Raw genomic sequence first — 11,959 nt, 5'->3', positions numbered from 1 at the left:
CGCTGATGGTCTGCTGCGCGCTCGAATTCGACGAGCCGGCCGTGCATCCGCTCACTCAACTGATGCCCGAGGTGCTGGTGCTGCGGCGTGCCGACGCGAATGACCAGGCGCTGCCCACGCTGTTGTCCCTGATGGCGGCCGAGGTGGCCGCACAGCGTGTCGGCGCCGCGACCATGATGGCGCGGCTCGCCGATGCGGTGGTGACCGCCATGGTGCGCGGCTGGGCCGAGACTCACGCCGGAGAGCTGAAGGGATGGCTGGCGGGTGCGCGGGACGCGCCGATCGGCCGGGCGCTGGCGGCGATCCATCGACAGCCGGGTCATTTCTGGTCGGTGGTGGCGTTGGCGAAGATCGCAGGCCTGTCGCGTTCGGTCTTCACGGAACGCTTCACCACCGCAGTGGGCCTGTCACCGGCACGCTATCTCGCGCACTGGCGCATGCACGTGGCCGGCGCATGGCTGCGTCATGGCAGGTCGACTGTCGCGGACATCGCCCAGCGCCTGGGCTACGAGTCCGAAGCCTCGTTCAGCCGCGCCTTCAAGCGCCTGTTCGGCGTGCCGCCGGGAATGCTGCGCTCGCAAGTCCATCGGCCATGACGCCCGTATTGACGGGGCCGGCACGCTGCGCGCTCAGCGCGGCACGTGGATCAGCGGCGAGCTTCTCGCCGTACCGGTTCGAGCTTGGCTCGATTGTGCAGATTCTTCCCTCGATTCCTCTCCGGGCCGGCTGCCCCTCGCGTGGGCCGCGACGCCGGAGGGGATCCGCCGTTCCGGCGGGATTGGCACTCGGATCTGCCGATGACAGCTTTCGGCGGTTGCGGCCGCTCGTGCCGCATGGTCGAATGGCCCCAGCCGGCTAGAAGGGGAACCGATGAAGCGCACCTGGACGATCATTGGCGTTGCTGATGTAGCTCACAGCTTTGCCTGGTATCAATCACTCTTCGGTCAACCGCAATCGGCGCCGGCTCATGACTACTTCGGCCAAATCCTCGACACGGACGGAACGGTGTTGCTGTGTCTCCACAAGTGGGGAGCCCACGATCACCCAACCTTGACCAGCCCCGATCGAGCGGAGCCTGGCAATGGGCTGCTGCTTTTCTTTCGAGTCGATGATTTCAGCGAGGCGCTGTCACGCGCCAGGGCCCTTGTCGGTCAACTTGAGGAAGGGCCCAAGATGAACCCCTCCACCGGCACTCAAGAGTTCGCGCTGCGCGATCCTGACGGCTACTACGTCATGGTCAGTGCGCTCGAATGAGGCGCATGCCTTCCGCCGTACCGGAGACCTTGGCCTCCGCGAAAAGACCACGTGATGCACACGCCGCGCGCACAAGCTGCGGCCTGACCCCTCGGTCGAGGCGAGGCCCAACCACTATTGGAAATGGCGACGACTCAACCAACGTCCCCCGCTTGGCAGCCATTGTCGTGGCCATTCTCGGCGGGCTCATCGCGGCAGCGGGGTCGCTCGTGCTGTTCGTGCTTTGGCGGCTGGGTCGCGATCCACACTTGCTGATCACGTCATTTGTGGTGGTGCCTGCTTGGGCGCTTGGAGTGTGCTGCTTTGGTCTCGCCGGCGTACTGGTTTGGCGCCGAATCGGTCTTGTCCGCCGCGCAATGGCCGTCGTCGCAATGGTTGCCGGTGGTGGAGTGCTTCTTTTCGTGGCAGCAGCGTTCTTTTCCCGTCTATGAACACCGCCTGACCCGTCAATCGGTCGGATCAGGTTCTCCAGGCGGTTGTTGTCGGTGTTCAAGTCGGCATCGTCGATGAGGCGCGTCAGTGCTGTCCAGCGCTTGAGCGCTGTAGTCCATCGCCTTGGCGGTGGCCGTTGCGTCGGGCACCTTCCGACGGTTGGCGGTCAGCCAGGCGTGCAGTAGATCGGCCGCCGGGCGCGTTTTGATCTGGCGGATCCGCAACCGGTCATCGGCTGGCAAGTCCTTGATCTCCCGCTCGACGTCGTACAGGACGCCGAAGAGCTTCAAGGCCTGCTCGGCCAGCGCGCTGCTGTGGTTCGCCATCATAGGTAAATCGGCGAGTCGTCTACAACCTACGTCGGTCGCACGACCACCACACAGCCTGACTGCCTACGTCACAAAGGCCTCGAGTCCGACAGGTTGCGTACACCTCCTCAACCAATATTGCTGGCGACTCCTGCCGACGATCCAGCAGCGCTCGGGCCCGCGAACTCCGAACAGATGAGACAACCGAAACGGCCGCGGTGCGGCTGTCAGAAAGGAATATCGATGTCCAATCCTTGGCTCAAGAAGAACCCGTTCATGAGCATGTGGCTCAGCGGAGCCAACTCGGTGGTCAACAGCGAGCGCGCTCGCATCGCTGCCGAAGCGAAGCGTCAAACGACCACTGCCGTCAACAAGACCGCCAGCGACATGTTCACCATCTGGGCCGACGCGATGGCGAAGGCTCCCGCATCGAAGCGAAAGAGAAGGCGGTAGCGCACATGGGGCAGCAAGCGTGAAGCGATCAACTTCATGGGCCGGGCTCTGGACCCGCAATCTGTCGACGCTGACGCGCCTCTCAATGCACGCCGGCACGCACTCGATGAAGGAGGCGCTGAAGCCGGTGCAGGCAAAGGGACGGGCTCCAGCCGGCACCGGCGACTGGCTCGCCGGCATAGCCATGGGCCCGGCCGGTGTGCGGCAGTTCAGGCTCTTTCGTCCGCCGGGCGTCACGTTTGGCGAACGCTTGCCGCTGATGGTGATGCTTCACGGCTGCCACCAGGACGCGAAGACCTTCGCCGCGAGCACACGGATGAATGTGGTGGCTGCGCGCGAACGATTCCTCGTGCTGTACCCGGAGCAGGATCGTCTGTCGAATCCACAAGGTTGTTGGAACTGGTTCGATACCAAGTCGGGCCGCGCACACCGCGAGGTGACCTTGATCATGCGAGCGCTCGACCTGGCGTGCACTCTCTACTCCGCAGACAGAGAGCGGATCGGGATCGTGGGGTTGTCAGCGGGCGCGAGCATGGCCGCACTGGTTGTCACGCGCCACCCGGAGCGATTCAAGGCCGTGACGATGCACTCCGGAATTCCGCCCGGCACAGCCTCTTCTCCGCTGTCAGCGGTAGGCGCCATGCATGGTCGGCGAGCGACGAAGCCGCTTCCTGCGAGCCCGGGCACGACAAGTCTCGCGTGGCCTCCGCTCCTGGTAATCCATGGAGATTCGGACGCCGTGGTGGCACCCAGCAATGGACGCGCTGCAGCGCAGGTCTGGGCGAATGCCGCGGGCGCCGTTCCGGGCTCCGGCAGGAATGTTCAGCGCGGAAAGAGGCACCCCATGCGTGTGATCGATTTCAAGCGTCAGGGCGCTACTGTGGCCACGCTCGTCGAGGTGGAATGCTTGGCGCATGCGTGGAGCGGCGGTGCGGCCAACCAGCACTTCAGCGACAGGAAGGGTCCTGACGCCTCGCGCATGGCATGGGCATTCACTGCGAAGCAGTTCGGGAGACAGAGGTAGTTCGGCCGTTCCGTGCATCAGCGCCAGTCCGATCGACTCTTGCCCGCGCGCGTAGCGGTCGGAGAGTTGGTCGGCGGGCCCCCTCAGGCGTCCCGTCGAGCCCGCACCATTCGCCCGAGCCCCGCCGCGGCGAATCCGCAGTCGATCACATTCCGGGCAGCAACAGATGCCGAAGCCGCGCCAGCGAATCCATTCTTTGTTCGCGGTGAACCGCCTGCCGCTGGCCGACCTGATGGCGCAATGGCAGCAGAGCCGCGCTGCTGAGGCTGCCGTCGCACCCGGAGCGCCTGATCCAGCGTTGCGCGCACTGCTCGGGCAGCGCATCGACCAGACGCTGCAGCACGCTGCCACGCCCTCCCGCACCCCGCTCTACATTGCCATGGCCGTCCAGGCGACCCTGCTGGCGGTGGGTCTGTCGCTGACGCGTTGACCCTCATCGGCGCGAAACCGTCATGAGGATCGGCATTCGGCGCGCTCAACGCGGCACGTGGATCAGAGGCTGCAACGCCAGGCCCATCCTCAGCGCCTGCAGCGGCGCGGTATCCACATAGACGATCTCCTCGCGGATCCGCCCGTTCTCGAGCGTCATCCTGTCCACGCCGCACCACGAGACGAGCTTCTCGCCGTACCGATTCGAGCTTCTCCACTCGATGTGGGGAAGCCGCGGATGATGCGCGTCACCGGCGAAGCCGCCGGCCGCTCTCGGACACGTTCATCGCAGGYGCCGCCGCCGGCAGGCCCTGAAACGACAAAGGAGCCTTGCGGCTCCTCTGGGATCTGGTGGGGTGGCTGATGGGACTCRAACCCACGACAACAGGAATCACAATCCTGGACTCTACCAACTGAGCTACAGCCACCACCGGAACCGCGAATTATAGCCTCACCTGGAGGCCACTTCGACCAGTGGGTCGCTCAGTTGCTCGTGCYGCTCGCCGCAGCCGCTTCAGCCGCAGCCGTCCCCGGGTGCACGTCGACCTTGTAGCGGCTCTTCAGCGCGGTGTAGTAGGCCTGCGCCTCGGCGGCGGCCCATGCCTGCGCGTACTGCCCCTGCGAGCGCACCGGGTCGGCGGCGATCGGGTCGCGGCCCAGCACCTTCGTGACCTTCACGATCACGTAGCCCTGGTCGCCCAGGTCGATGCCGTCGACGGCCGGCAGCTTCGCGGTCGGCGCCTTCAGCACCGCATCGACCACCGGCTTCGGCAGGTCGCGCGGTTGCGCGCGCGACACCAGCTGCGCCGCATCGGTCAACGCCGTCTCGGGCGCCTTGCGAAGCTCGGCCAGGCGGGCCTCGCCTTCCTTGCGCGCGAGGGCCGCTGCCTGCTTCGCGACCAGCTTCTCCTTCACGCTCGCGGTCACTTCAGCCAGCGGCCTCACCGCAGCCGGGCTGTAGGTCACGACGCGTGCCGAGATCAGCTGGCTCGAACCGGCATCCACCGCCTCGGTGTTCTTCTTGTTGCGCAGCGCGTCGTTGCCGAACAGCGCCTCCAGGAACTTCGGCGACGCGAGCGGCCCCTTGGCCGCCGGGCCCGCCGTGCGCGTCACGCCCTGCGCGGTCTGGATCGGCAGCTTCAGCTTGTCAGCCACCGGCTTCAGGCTGTCCGGCTGCTCGTAGACCGTGTTCGTGAACTCGACCGCCGCCTCGGAATACTTCGCCTGCGCGAGCTGCTTCTTGACCTCTTCCTCGATCTCGGGGCGCACCTGGTCGAAGCTCTTCGTCTCGCCGCCGCGGGCCTGCGTCACCTGGATGATGTGGTAGCCGAAATCGCTCTCGACCACATCGCTGATGCCGCCCGGCTTCAGCGCGAACGCGGCGTCTTCGAACGGCTTCACCATCGCGCCACGACCGAAGAAGTCGAGGTCGCCGCCGTTCAGCGCCGAGCCGGTGTCCTGCGAATTCTTGCGCGCCACGTCGGCGAAGCTCGCCGGGTTCTTCTTCACCTCGGCCAACAGGGCCTCGGCCTTCGCCTTGGCTTGCGCGCGTTCCGCGGCCGGTGCCGACTTGTCGGCCTTGATCAGGATGTGGCTCGCGCGGCGCTCTTCGGCCACCGCATAGCGCTTCTCGTTTGCCTTGTAGTACTCGCGCAGCTTGTCTTCAGGCACCGTCAGCGTCTTCTTGATCGCCTCGACGTCGAGCACCACGTACTCGATGTTCGCCTGCTCGGGCGACATGAACTGCGCCGCGTGCGCCGGATCCTTGTAGTACGCCTGGATGTCGGCATCGCTCGGCGACACCTTCGCGAGGTAGTCCTTCGCGTCGAAGCGCTGCTGCTGGAACTCGCGCTGCTGGAACATCGCATCGATCGCGCTCGAAGCCGCCGCGGCCGGCGCGAACACCGTGCCGCCGATGCCGAACATCACCTGGCGCATCTCGAGCTGCTGGCGCAGCGTCTGCTCGAAGCCCGCCACCGTCATGCCCTGGGCCGACAACGCGACCGTCAGCGCCTCCTTGTCGAAGCCGCCGCCCGCACCGCGGAACTGCGCGAACTGCGGGTCATTCATGTAGACGTTGAGCACGCGGTCGGCCGTCGCGGTGAAGTTCGACTTCAGCGCCGCGGTCTGCAGCACGCGCTCGCGCACCAGGTTGTCGAGCGTCTGCAGGCGCACCGCCGGCGTGTCGAACATGCGAATGTCGACGTTCGGCGCCTGGCGCCGGTAGCGGTCGATCTGGTCGCGCTGCGCCGCATCCCATTCGGCCTGCGTGATCTTGTGGCCGTCGACGACGGCGACACCCCCGCTGCCCGCCATCGAGCGGTAACCTTGGTAAGCACCCGTCAGCACGAAGGCGGGAACGATCAGCACCAGCAACAGGAACTGGAACAGGCGGTTGTGCGTGCGAACAAATTCAAACATCGATGGCCTCGAAGGGTGATCGCTGTGCAGCCGGACGGCGCTGCTTCAAATGCAACAAAGGCGAACCTGGGTTCGCCTTTGCTGGGGGTGGACGGCGCGGATTCTACTAGCTCTGCCAGCTCGTCCGCGGTGCCATCGGGTGGTGGGTGCTGAGGGGCTCGAACCCCCGACCTACGCCTTGTAAGGGCGCCGCTCTACCAACTGAGCTAAGCACCCGGATGCCTTCCGTTGCCTGCGGTCTTCAGTTGACCGCGTCCTTCAGGGCCTTGCCCGGGCGGAACTTCGGCACCTTGGCGGCCTTGATCTTGATGGTGGCGCCGGTGCGCGGGTTGCGGCCGGCACGGGCGGCGCGCTTGCTGACGCTGAAGGTGCCGAAGCCAACGAGCGACACGCTGTTGTTTTTCTTCAGCGTGGATTTCACGCCGCCGATCAGAGCTTCGAGCGCGCGCGTCGCCGCTGCTTTGGAGATGTCGGCCTGCTTGGCGATGTGCTCAATCAGTTCGGATTTGTTCACGAAGGTACCCCCTCAAAAAAGGTGTCTCGAAAAGAATCTGGATGGGTGTGGAGCCTGGATCCGGGCCGCGCGGGACGGGACGTAACGGCTCGAACGATTACAGCCGCAGGCACCCCCACTGTCAAGCGCGGAAGCGGATTCTATGCGTAATCAGCTGCATCCGAAGGCGGCATCCGCGCGCGTGCTTCCTCGCTTGACAATAGGCTGCCCGCGTCATATTCGGCGCGGGTTGCAGCGGGGTCAGCCACCCCGCGTGTCATGTGGGGTCACATGCACTCGGCGATCGCGCGGCCGAGGTCCGCGGTGTGCGCCGTACCACCCAGGTCGGGGGTGCGCGGCGCACCGGACGAGGGCTCGAGCACCGTCTCGATCGCGCGCAGCACCGCATCGTGCGCATCGCGGTGGCCCAGGTGGTCGAGCATCATCGCGCCCGACCAGATCTGCCCGATCGGGTTCGCGATGCCGCGCCCGGCGATGTCGGGCGCCGAGCCGTGCACCGGTTCGAACAGCGACGGGTGGGTGCCGGCAGGGTTCAGGTTGGCCGACGGCGCGATGCCGATCGTGCCGGTGCAGGCCGGCCCGAGGTCCGACAGGATGTCGCCGAACAGGTTGCTCGCGACCACCACGTCGAACACCTCGGGGCGCTGCACGAAGTGCGCGGTCAGGATGTCGATGTGGAAGCGATCGACGCTGACATCCGGATAGCCGCGGGCCATCGCCTCGACGCGCTCGTCCCAGTAGGGCATCGTGATCGAGATGCCGTTCGACTTGGTGGCCGAGGTCAGCTTGCGGCGCGGGCGCGACTGCGCCAGCTCGAACGCGAACTTCAGCACCCGGTCGACGCCGACACGCGACATCACCGTCTCCTGGATCACGATCTCGCGCTCGCTGCCCTCGTACATGCGCCCGCCGATGCTGGAGTACTCGCCCTCGGTGTTCTCGCGCACGATCATCATGTCGATCGCGCCGGGCGCGCGCGGCTTGCCGTCACGGCCCACCAGCGGCGAGCGGATGCCGGGCATCAGGCGCGCCGGGCGCAGGTTCACGAACTGGTCGAACTCGCGGCGGAACTTCAGCAGCGAACCCCACAGCGACACGTGGTCGGGGATCTTCTCGGGCCAGCCGACCGCGCCGAAGAAGATCGCGTCATGCCCGCCGATCTGCTGCTTCCAGTCGTCCGGCAGCATCTGGCCGTGGCGCTCGTACCAGTCCCAGCTCGCGAAGTCGAAGTGGTCGAACTGCAGCCCGATGCCGAAGCGGCCGGCCACCGCCTCGAGCACGCGCAGGCCCTCGGGCACGGTTTCCTTGCCGATGCCGTCGCCGGCGATGACGGCGATGCGGTGGGTCTTCTTGGGCGCGTTCATCATTCAGTCCTTCAGGAAGTCRTTGATCTCGGCGAGCAGCAGCTCGGGCAATTCTTCGGCGATGTAGTGGCCGCAGGGCACCGCCCGGCCGCTCACCTCACGTGCCGCAGCGCGCCACAGCGCGAGCACGTCGAAGCAGCGCCCGACGGCGCCGTGCTCGGCCCACAGCACGCGCAGCGGCACCTCGACGCGCCGGCCGGCCGCGCGGTCGGCGCGGTCATGGTCGAGGTCGATCGAGGCCGAGGCGCGGTAGTCCTCGCAGATCGACGCCACGCTGCCCGGCAGCGCGATGCAGCGCTCGTATTCCGCGAGAGCGGCCGGATCGAAGGCCGCGAGCCCCGCATGGCGCCGCCCCATCACGCTGCGCAGGTAGAACACCGGGTCGTGGCCGATCATCCGCTCCGGCAACGGCGCCGGCTGGATCAGCGTGAACCAGTGCCAGTAGGCGCGCGCGAACGCGTCGGTCGTGCCTTCGTACATCGCGAGCGTCGGTGCGATGTCGAGCAGCAGCAGCCGCGACACCACATCAGGGTGATCCAGCGCCAGCCGGTGCGCCACCCGCGCACCGCGGTCGTGCGCGCAGACCGCAAAGCGCGCGTGGCCGAGCTGCGCCATCACGCCGGCCGCATCGCGCGCCATCGCCCGCTTGGCGTGCATCGCATGGGCGTCATCGGGTGCGGGCCGCGACGAGTCGCCATAGCCGCGCAGGTCCATCGCCACCACCCGGAAGCGCTGCGCGAGCTGCGGCACCACGCGGTGCCACATCGCATGCGTCTGCGGATGGCCGTGCAGCAGCAGCAGCGGCGCGCCCTGCCCGCCCACCCGCGCATGGATCTCGGCCCCTTCGACGGCGAAACGCCGGCTCTCGAATCCTTCGAACATGCGGCGCATTCTGGTGCGCTCGCACACGGTCGGCAAGCAATAATCCGGAAACCCATTCGTTCCCTGGAGGCATCAATGATCGAGCGCTCCGACCTCGCGCTGGTGAGCTGTGCGGCCGAGCTGGGCAGCCTGGCCGCCGCGGCGCGCCAGCTCGACCTGGCGCCGCCGGCCGTGTCGAAGCGGCTGGCGGCGCTGGAGTCGCGGCTCGGGCTGCGGCTGTTCCACCGCAGCACGCGGCGCTTGCAGCTCACGCCGCACGGCGAAGCCTTCCTCGCGCAGGCGCGGCCGCTGCTGCAGGGCTTCGAGCAACTGCAAGCCCAGCTGACCGAGCGCCACGACGAGCCGCGCGGCCTGATCCGCCTGTGCAGCTCGTTCGGCTTCGGCCACGCCTGGCTCGGGCCGCTGCTGGCGCAGTTCCATGCCGCCTACCCGCAGGTGCAGGTGCAGCTGCACCTGCGCGAGCAGCTGCCCGACCTGCGCGCCGCCGGCTTCGACGCCGCGGTGTGGCTGTGGGCGCCGCGCGATCCGAACGTCGTCACGCGCCGGCTCGCGTCGAACCGGCGCATCATCGTCGGCGCGCCTGCCTATCTCGAGCGCGCGGGTGTGCCGCAGACGCTCGACGATCTCGCGCAGCATGCCTGCCTGATCGTCAGCGAGAACGACGACCAACCCGCCGCCTGGCGCCTGCAGGAGCTGTCGCCGCGCGGCGCCGCCGTGACGGTGCGGGTGCACGGCCCGCTCGCGAGCAACAGCGGCGAGGTGGTGCGCGACTGGGCGCTGGCCGGCCACGGGCTGATGCTGCGCTCACTGTGGGACGTGCACGAGCACCTGCGCAGCGGCCGGCTGCAGCAAGTGCTGCCGCGCTGGGCGATGCTCGATGCCGATGTGCACTGGGTGCTGCCGCCGCGTGCGCCGAACAGCAGCGTGCCGCGCCGCGTGCGGCTGCTTCAGCAGCAGCTCATTCAGGCCTTGGCGACGCCGCCGTGGCTGGCGCCTCCGGCGGCGCAGGCGAGCGCACCACCAGCGCCACGCCGACGGCGGTGAGCGCCATGCCGAGCACCATCGCCGGCGTGATCGACTCGCCGAACAGCGCCCAGGCCATCAGCGCGGTGGTCGGTGGCACCAGGTAGAGCAGGCTCGTCACGCGCGTGGCCGCGCCGCGCTGGATCAGCAGGTACAGCAGCGAGCTGCCGCCCAGCGTCAGGCCGATCACCGACCAGGCCATCGCGCCGATCAGGTGCGGGTGGAAGACGATCGGCTCCTGCTCCAGCAGCGCGATCGGCAGGCTGACCGCCAGCGCGGCCAGCAGCTGCACGGTGTTGGCGGTGCGCACGTCGCACGGCGCGACGAAGTGCTTCTGGTAGAGGGTTCCGGCCGTGATGCACAGCAGCGAGAAGGCGGCGAGCGACAGGTTCCAGGCGGTCAGCTCGCCGGCCCCCAGCTTGCGCCAGACGACGAGCAGCAGGCCCGACAGGCCGAGCGCCAGCCCGAGCCATTGGCGGCTGGAAACGCGCGATTCACCATCGGACGACGTCGACATGGCGCTCACCCACACCGCCGTCAGCACCGGCTGCAGGCCGACCAGCAGCGCGATCGTGCCGGCCCCCATGCCGGACTTCACCGCGGCCCAGACGCCGCCCAGGTAGCCGGCATGCATCAGCACGCCCGAGGCCGCGAGGTGCAGCCATTGCGCGCGGCCGCGCGGCCAGGCGGCGCGCGACAGCGCGATCCACACGCCGAAGCTGAGCACCGACAAGGCATAGCGCAGCGACAGGAACGAGATCGGCGGCGCGTACGGCATGCCGTAGCGCGCGACGATGAAGCCGGTGCTCCAGATCAGCACGAACACCGGCGGCATCGCCTGCACCAGGCGGTCGCGCGCGCTGGTGGCGCCGCCGGCGGCGCTCATCGAACCTTGGCTCGGATCTCCGGCAGCGCCTTCTGCAGGTAGTACACCATCGACCAGATCGTCAGCACCGCCGATGCGTAGATCAGCCAGGTGCCCCACAGCTGCGTGTCGACCAGGCCGAACAGCGTGCCGTGGTAGAGCAGGAACGGGATCGCGATCATCTGCACCGTGGTCTTGACCTTGCCGAGCATGTGCACCGCGACGCTGCGCGACGCGCCGATCTGCGCCATCCACTCGCGCAGCGCGGAGATCGCGATCTCGCGGCCGATGATCACGAGGGCCACCAGCGCATGCAGCCGGCCCAGGTGCACCAGCACCAGCAGCGCGGCGCAGACGAGGAACTTGTCGGCGACCGGATCGAGGAAGGCGCCGAACGACGAGGTCATGTTGAGCCGGCGGGCCAGGTAGCCGTCAGCCCAGTCGGTCAGCGCGACGACGATGAACAGCACCGTCGCGATGAGGTTCTGGTGCGGCTCCTTGACGTCGAGGTAGAACACCCCGACGACCAGCGGAATCGAAACGATGCGCGCCCAGGTCAGCAGCGTCGGCAGATTGAAGAACATGGGCGGCATTGTGCCCAAGTTCTTCAGGGATCCAGCGTGCGCGGCTTGAAGCGCTTGTCGTCGTCGAACAGGAAGGTCTCGACGAACTTCCACGGCTTGGGCAGTTTCGATACGTCGCCGAAGGGCGCGGCGCGCTTGACCGCGTCGATTGCGATCTGCGTGGTCTCGGGCGCCTGGCCCGGATAGCGCAGCACGTCGATGCGGCGCACGCTGCCGTCGGAGTTCAGTTCGACCTCGAGCACGGGAATGGCGAGCAGGATGTCGGGCGGCCGGCTCATGTAGGTGCCGTTCGGGTTCGACGCGACCATGCGCCGCGCGGCCTGCAGGCGCACTTCGTTCCAGTTGCGCACCGGCCCCGGCGCGGTCAGCTTGACGAAACCGCCGGCCGCGGGGGCTGGCGCGGCAG

Annotated in this window: 15 protein-coding genes and 2 tRNA genes; 6 read left to right on the top strand and 11 right to left on the bottom strand. The window is 67.7% G+C overall.

What is annotated here, in order from left to right; genetic code table 11:
• Window positions 1-5: 5 nt before the first annotated feature.
• Entirely contained in the window at window positions 6-596 is a 591-nt protein-coding gene (locus tag AC1D12_RS11745) for an AraC family transcriptional regulator (protein WP_477840539.1), read from the top strand.
• A gap of 274 nt (window positions 597-870) precedes the next feature.
• Complete coding sequence (locus tag AC1D12_RS11740; RefSeq protein ID WP_465114666.1) at window positions 871-1,254, top strand: VOC family protein; 384 nt, start codon at window positions 871-873, stop codon at window positions 1,252-1,254.
• Here the strand turns inward: AC1D12_RS11740 and AC1D12_RS11735 are convergent.
• Together AC1D12_RS11735 and AC1D12_RS11730 are read right to left on the bottom strand one after the other, a co-directional pair.
• A complete protein-coding gene (locus AC1D12_RS11735; protein WP_477840541.1) occupies window positions 1,238-1,762 on the bottom strand; it encodes a hypothetical protein in 525 nt (174 codons plus the stop codon). The two genes, AC1D12_RS11740 and AC1D12_RS11735, sit on opposite strands and share 17 nt — an antisense overlap.
• Window positions 1,701-2,015 carry an IS66 family transposase gene (locus tag AC1D12_RS11730; RefSeq protein WP_477826988.1) on the bottom strand — a complete coding sequence of 105 codons (315 nt, stop codon included), beginning with the start codon at window positions 2,013-2,015 and terminating at the stop codon, window positions 1,701-1,703. The genes AC1D12_RS11735 and AC1D12_RS11730 overlap by 62 nt, the downstream gene beginning before the upstream one ends.
• Window positions 2,016-2,270: 255 nt before the next feature.
• Between AC1D12_RS11730 and AC1D12_RS11725 the strand changes: the two genes are divergently transcribed.
• The 3 genes from AC1D12_RS11725 to AC1D12_RS11715 all read left to right on the top strand — a co-directional run bounded on the left by AC1D12_RS11725 (window position 2,271) and on the right by AC1D12_RS11715 (window position 3,901).
• On the top strand, window positions 2,271-2,447 hold the full coding sequence (locus AC1D12_RS11725) for a hypothetical protein (RefSeq protein ID WP_477826989.1): 177 nt from the start codon (window positions 2,271-2,273) through the stop codon (window positions 2,445-2,447).
• An 85-nt stretch (window positions 2,448-2,532) separates the two neighbouring features.
• On the top strand, window positions 2,533-3,471 hold the full coding sequence (locus AC1D12_RS11720; protein ID WP_477840537.1) for an extracellular catalytic domain type 1 short-chain-length polyhydroxyalkanoate depolymerase: 939 nt from the start codon (window positions 2,533-2,535) through the stop codon (window positions 3,469-3,471).
• A gap of 166 nt (window positions 3,472-3,637) precedes the next feature.
• Window positions 3,638-3,901 carry a hypothetical protein gene (locus AC1D12_RS11715; protein WP_477840536.1) on the top strand — a complete coding sequence of 88 codons (264 nt, stop codon included), beginning with the start codon at window positions 3,638-3,640 and terminating at the stop codon, window positions 3,899-3,901.
• Between the two features lie 351 nt (window positions 3,902-4,252).
• Here the strand turns inward: AC1D12_RS11715 and AC1D12_RS11710 are convergent.
• From AC1D12_RS11710 to AC1D12_RS11685, 6 genes are all read right to left on the bottom strand, one after another.
• Window positions 4,253-4,328: transfer RNA gene (locus tag AC1D12_RS11710), tRNA-His, on the bottom strand.
• 55 nt (window positions 4,329-4,383) lie between these two features.
• Complete coding sequence (locus tag AC1D12_RS11705) at window positions 4,384-6,321, bottom strand: peptidylprolyl isomerase (protein ID WP_477840534.1); 1,938 nt, start codon at window positions 6,319-6,321, stop codon at window positions 4,384-4,386.
• A 140-nt stretch (window positions 6,322-6,461) separates the two neighbouring features.
• Window positions 6,462-6,537: transfer RNA gene (locus AC1D12_RS11700), tRNA-Val, on the bottom strand.
• Window positions 6,538-6,562: 25 nt separating this feature from the next.
• The gene (locus AC1D12_RS11695) at window positions 6,563-6,835 is read right to left on the bottom strand and encodes an HU family DNA-binding protein (protein WP_047485758.1); all 273 of its coding nucleotides are present in this window, start codon (window positions 6,833-6,835) and stop codon (window positions 6,563-6,565) included.
• Between the two features lie 266 nt (window positions 6,836-7,101).
• Entirely contained in the window at window positions 7,102-8,199 is a 1,098-nt protein-coding gene (locus AC1D12_RS11690; RefSeq protein WP_465114673.1) for a tartrate dehydrogenase, read from the bottom strand.
• Window positions 8,200-8,202: 3 nt separating this feature from the next.
• Window positions 8,203-9,081, bottom strand: coding sequence for an alpha/beta fold hydrolase (locus AC1D12_RS11685; protein ID WP_477840532.1), 879 nt, complete (start codon window positions 9,079-9,081; stop codon window positions 8,203-8,205).
• Window positions 9,082-9,156: 75 nt separating this feature from the next.
• Between AC1D12_RS11685 and AC1D12_RS11680 the strand changes: the two genes are divergently transcribed.
• Window positions 9,157-10,125 carry a LysR family transcriptional regulator gene (locus tag AC1D12_RS11680; protein ID WP_465114675.1) on the top strand — a complete coding sequence of 323 codons (969 nt, stop codon included), beginning with the start codon at window positions 9,157-9,159 and terminating at the stop codon, window positions 10,123-10,125.
• Here the strand turns inward: AC1D12_RS11680 and AC1D12_RS11675 are convergent.
• The 3 genes from AC1D12_RS11675 to AC1D12_RS11665 form a co-directional block, all read right to left on the bottom strand.
• On the bottom strand, window positions 10,040-10,990 hold the full coding sequence (locus tag AC1D12_RS11675; protein ID WP_477827667.1) for a DMT family transporter: 951 nt from the start codon (window positions 10,988-10,990) through the stop codon (window positions 10,040-10,042). The genes AC1D12_RS11680 and AC1D12_RS11675 overlap by 86 nt on opposite strands.
• Window positions 10,987-11,553: a CDP-diacylglycerol--glycerol-3-phosphate 3-phosphatidyltransferase gene (gene pgsA / locus AC1D12_RS11670; RefSeq protein WP_047510900.1), complete on the bottom strand. Its 567-nt coding sequence runs from the start codon at window positions 11,551-11,553 to the stop codon at window positions 10,987-10,989. The genes AC1D12_RS11675 and pgsA overlap by 4 nt, the downstream gene beginning before the upstream one ends.
• A gap of 23 nt (window positions 11,554-11,576) precedes the next feature.
• A partial coding sequence (locus tag AC1D12_RS11665; RefSeq protein ID WP_477840530.1) for a hypothetical protein occupies window positions 11,577-11,959 on the bottom strand: 383 nt, incomplete at its 5' end.

This window comes from Rhizobacter sp. P1_G5 (genome assembly GCF_056405435.1).
The sequence above is the reverse complement of the archived record's forward strand: the minus strand, read 5'-3'. Positions and strand labels throughout refer to the sequence as shown.

Excerpts from the sequence above, each read along its gene's own strand:
- AC1D12_RS11730 (WP_477826988.1), bottom strand. The coding sequence starts at position 2,015 with ATGATGGCGAACCACAGCAGCGCGCTGGCCGAGCAGGCCTTGAAGCTC.
- AC1D12_RS11720 (WP_477840537.1), top strand. The coding sequence starts at position 2,533 with ATGCACGCCGGCACGCACTCGATGAAGGAGGCGCTGAAGCCGGTGCAG.
- AC1D12_RS11745 (WP_477840539.1), top strand. The coding sequence starts at position 6 with ATGGTCTGCTGCGCGCTCGAATTCGACGAGCCGGCCGTGCATCCGCTC.
- AC1D12_RS11740 (WP_465114666.1), top strand. The coding sequence starts at position 871 with ATGAAGCGCACCTGGACGATCATTGGCGTTGCTGATGTAGCTCACAGC.
- AC1D12_RS11680 (WP_465114675.1), top strand. The coding sequence starts at position 9,157 with ATGATCGAGCGCTCCGACCTCGCGCTGGTGAGCTGTGCGGCCGAGCTG.
- AC1D12_RS11725 (WP_477826989.1), top strand. The coding sequence starts at position 2,271 with ATGAGCATGTGGCTCAGCGGAGCCAACTCGGTGGTCAACAGCGAGCGC.
- AC1D12_RS11715 (WP_477840536.1), top strand. The coding sequence starts at position 3,638 with ATGCCGAAGCCGCGCCAGCGAATCCATTCTTTGTTCGCGGTGAACCGC.
- pgsA (WP_047510900.1), bottom strand. The coding sequence starts at position 11,553 with ATGTTCTTCAATCTGCCGACGCTGCTGACCTGGGCGCGCATCGTTTCG.
- AC1D12_RS11675 (WP_477827667.1), bottom strand. The coding sequence starts at position 10,990 with ATGAGCGCCGCCGGCGGCGCCACCAGCGCGCGCGACCGCCTGGTGCAG.
- AC1D12_RS11690 (WP_465114673.1), bottom strand. The coding sequence starts at position 8,199 with ATGAACGCGCCCAAGAAGACCCACCGCATCGCCGTCATCGCCGGCGAC.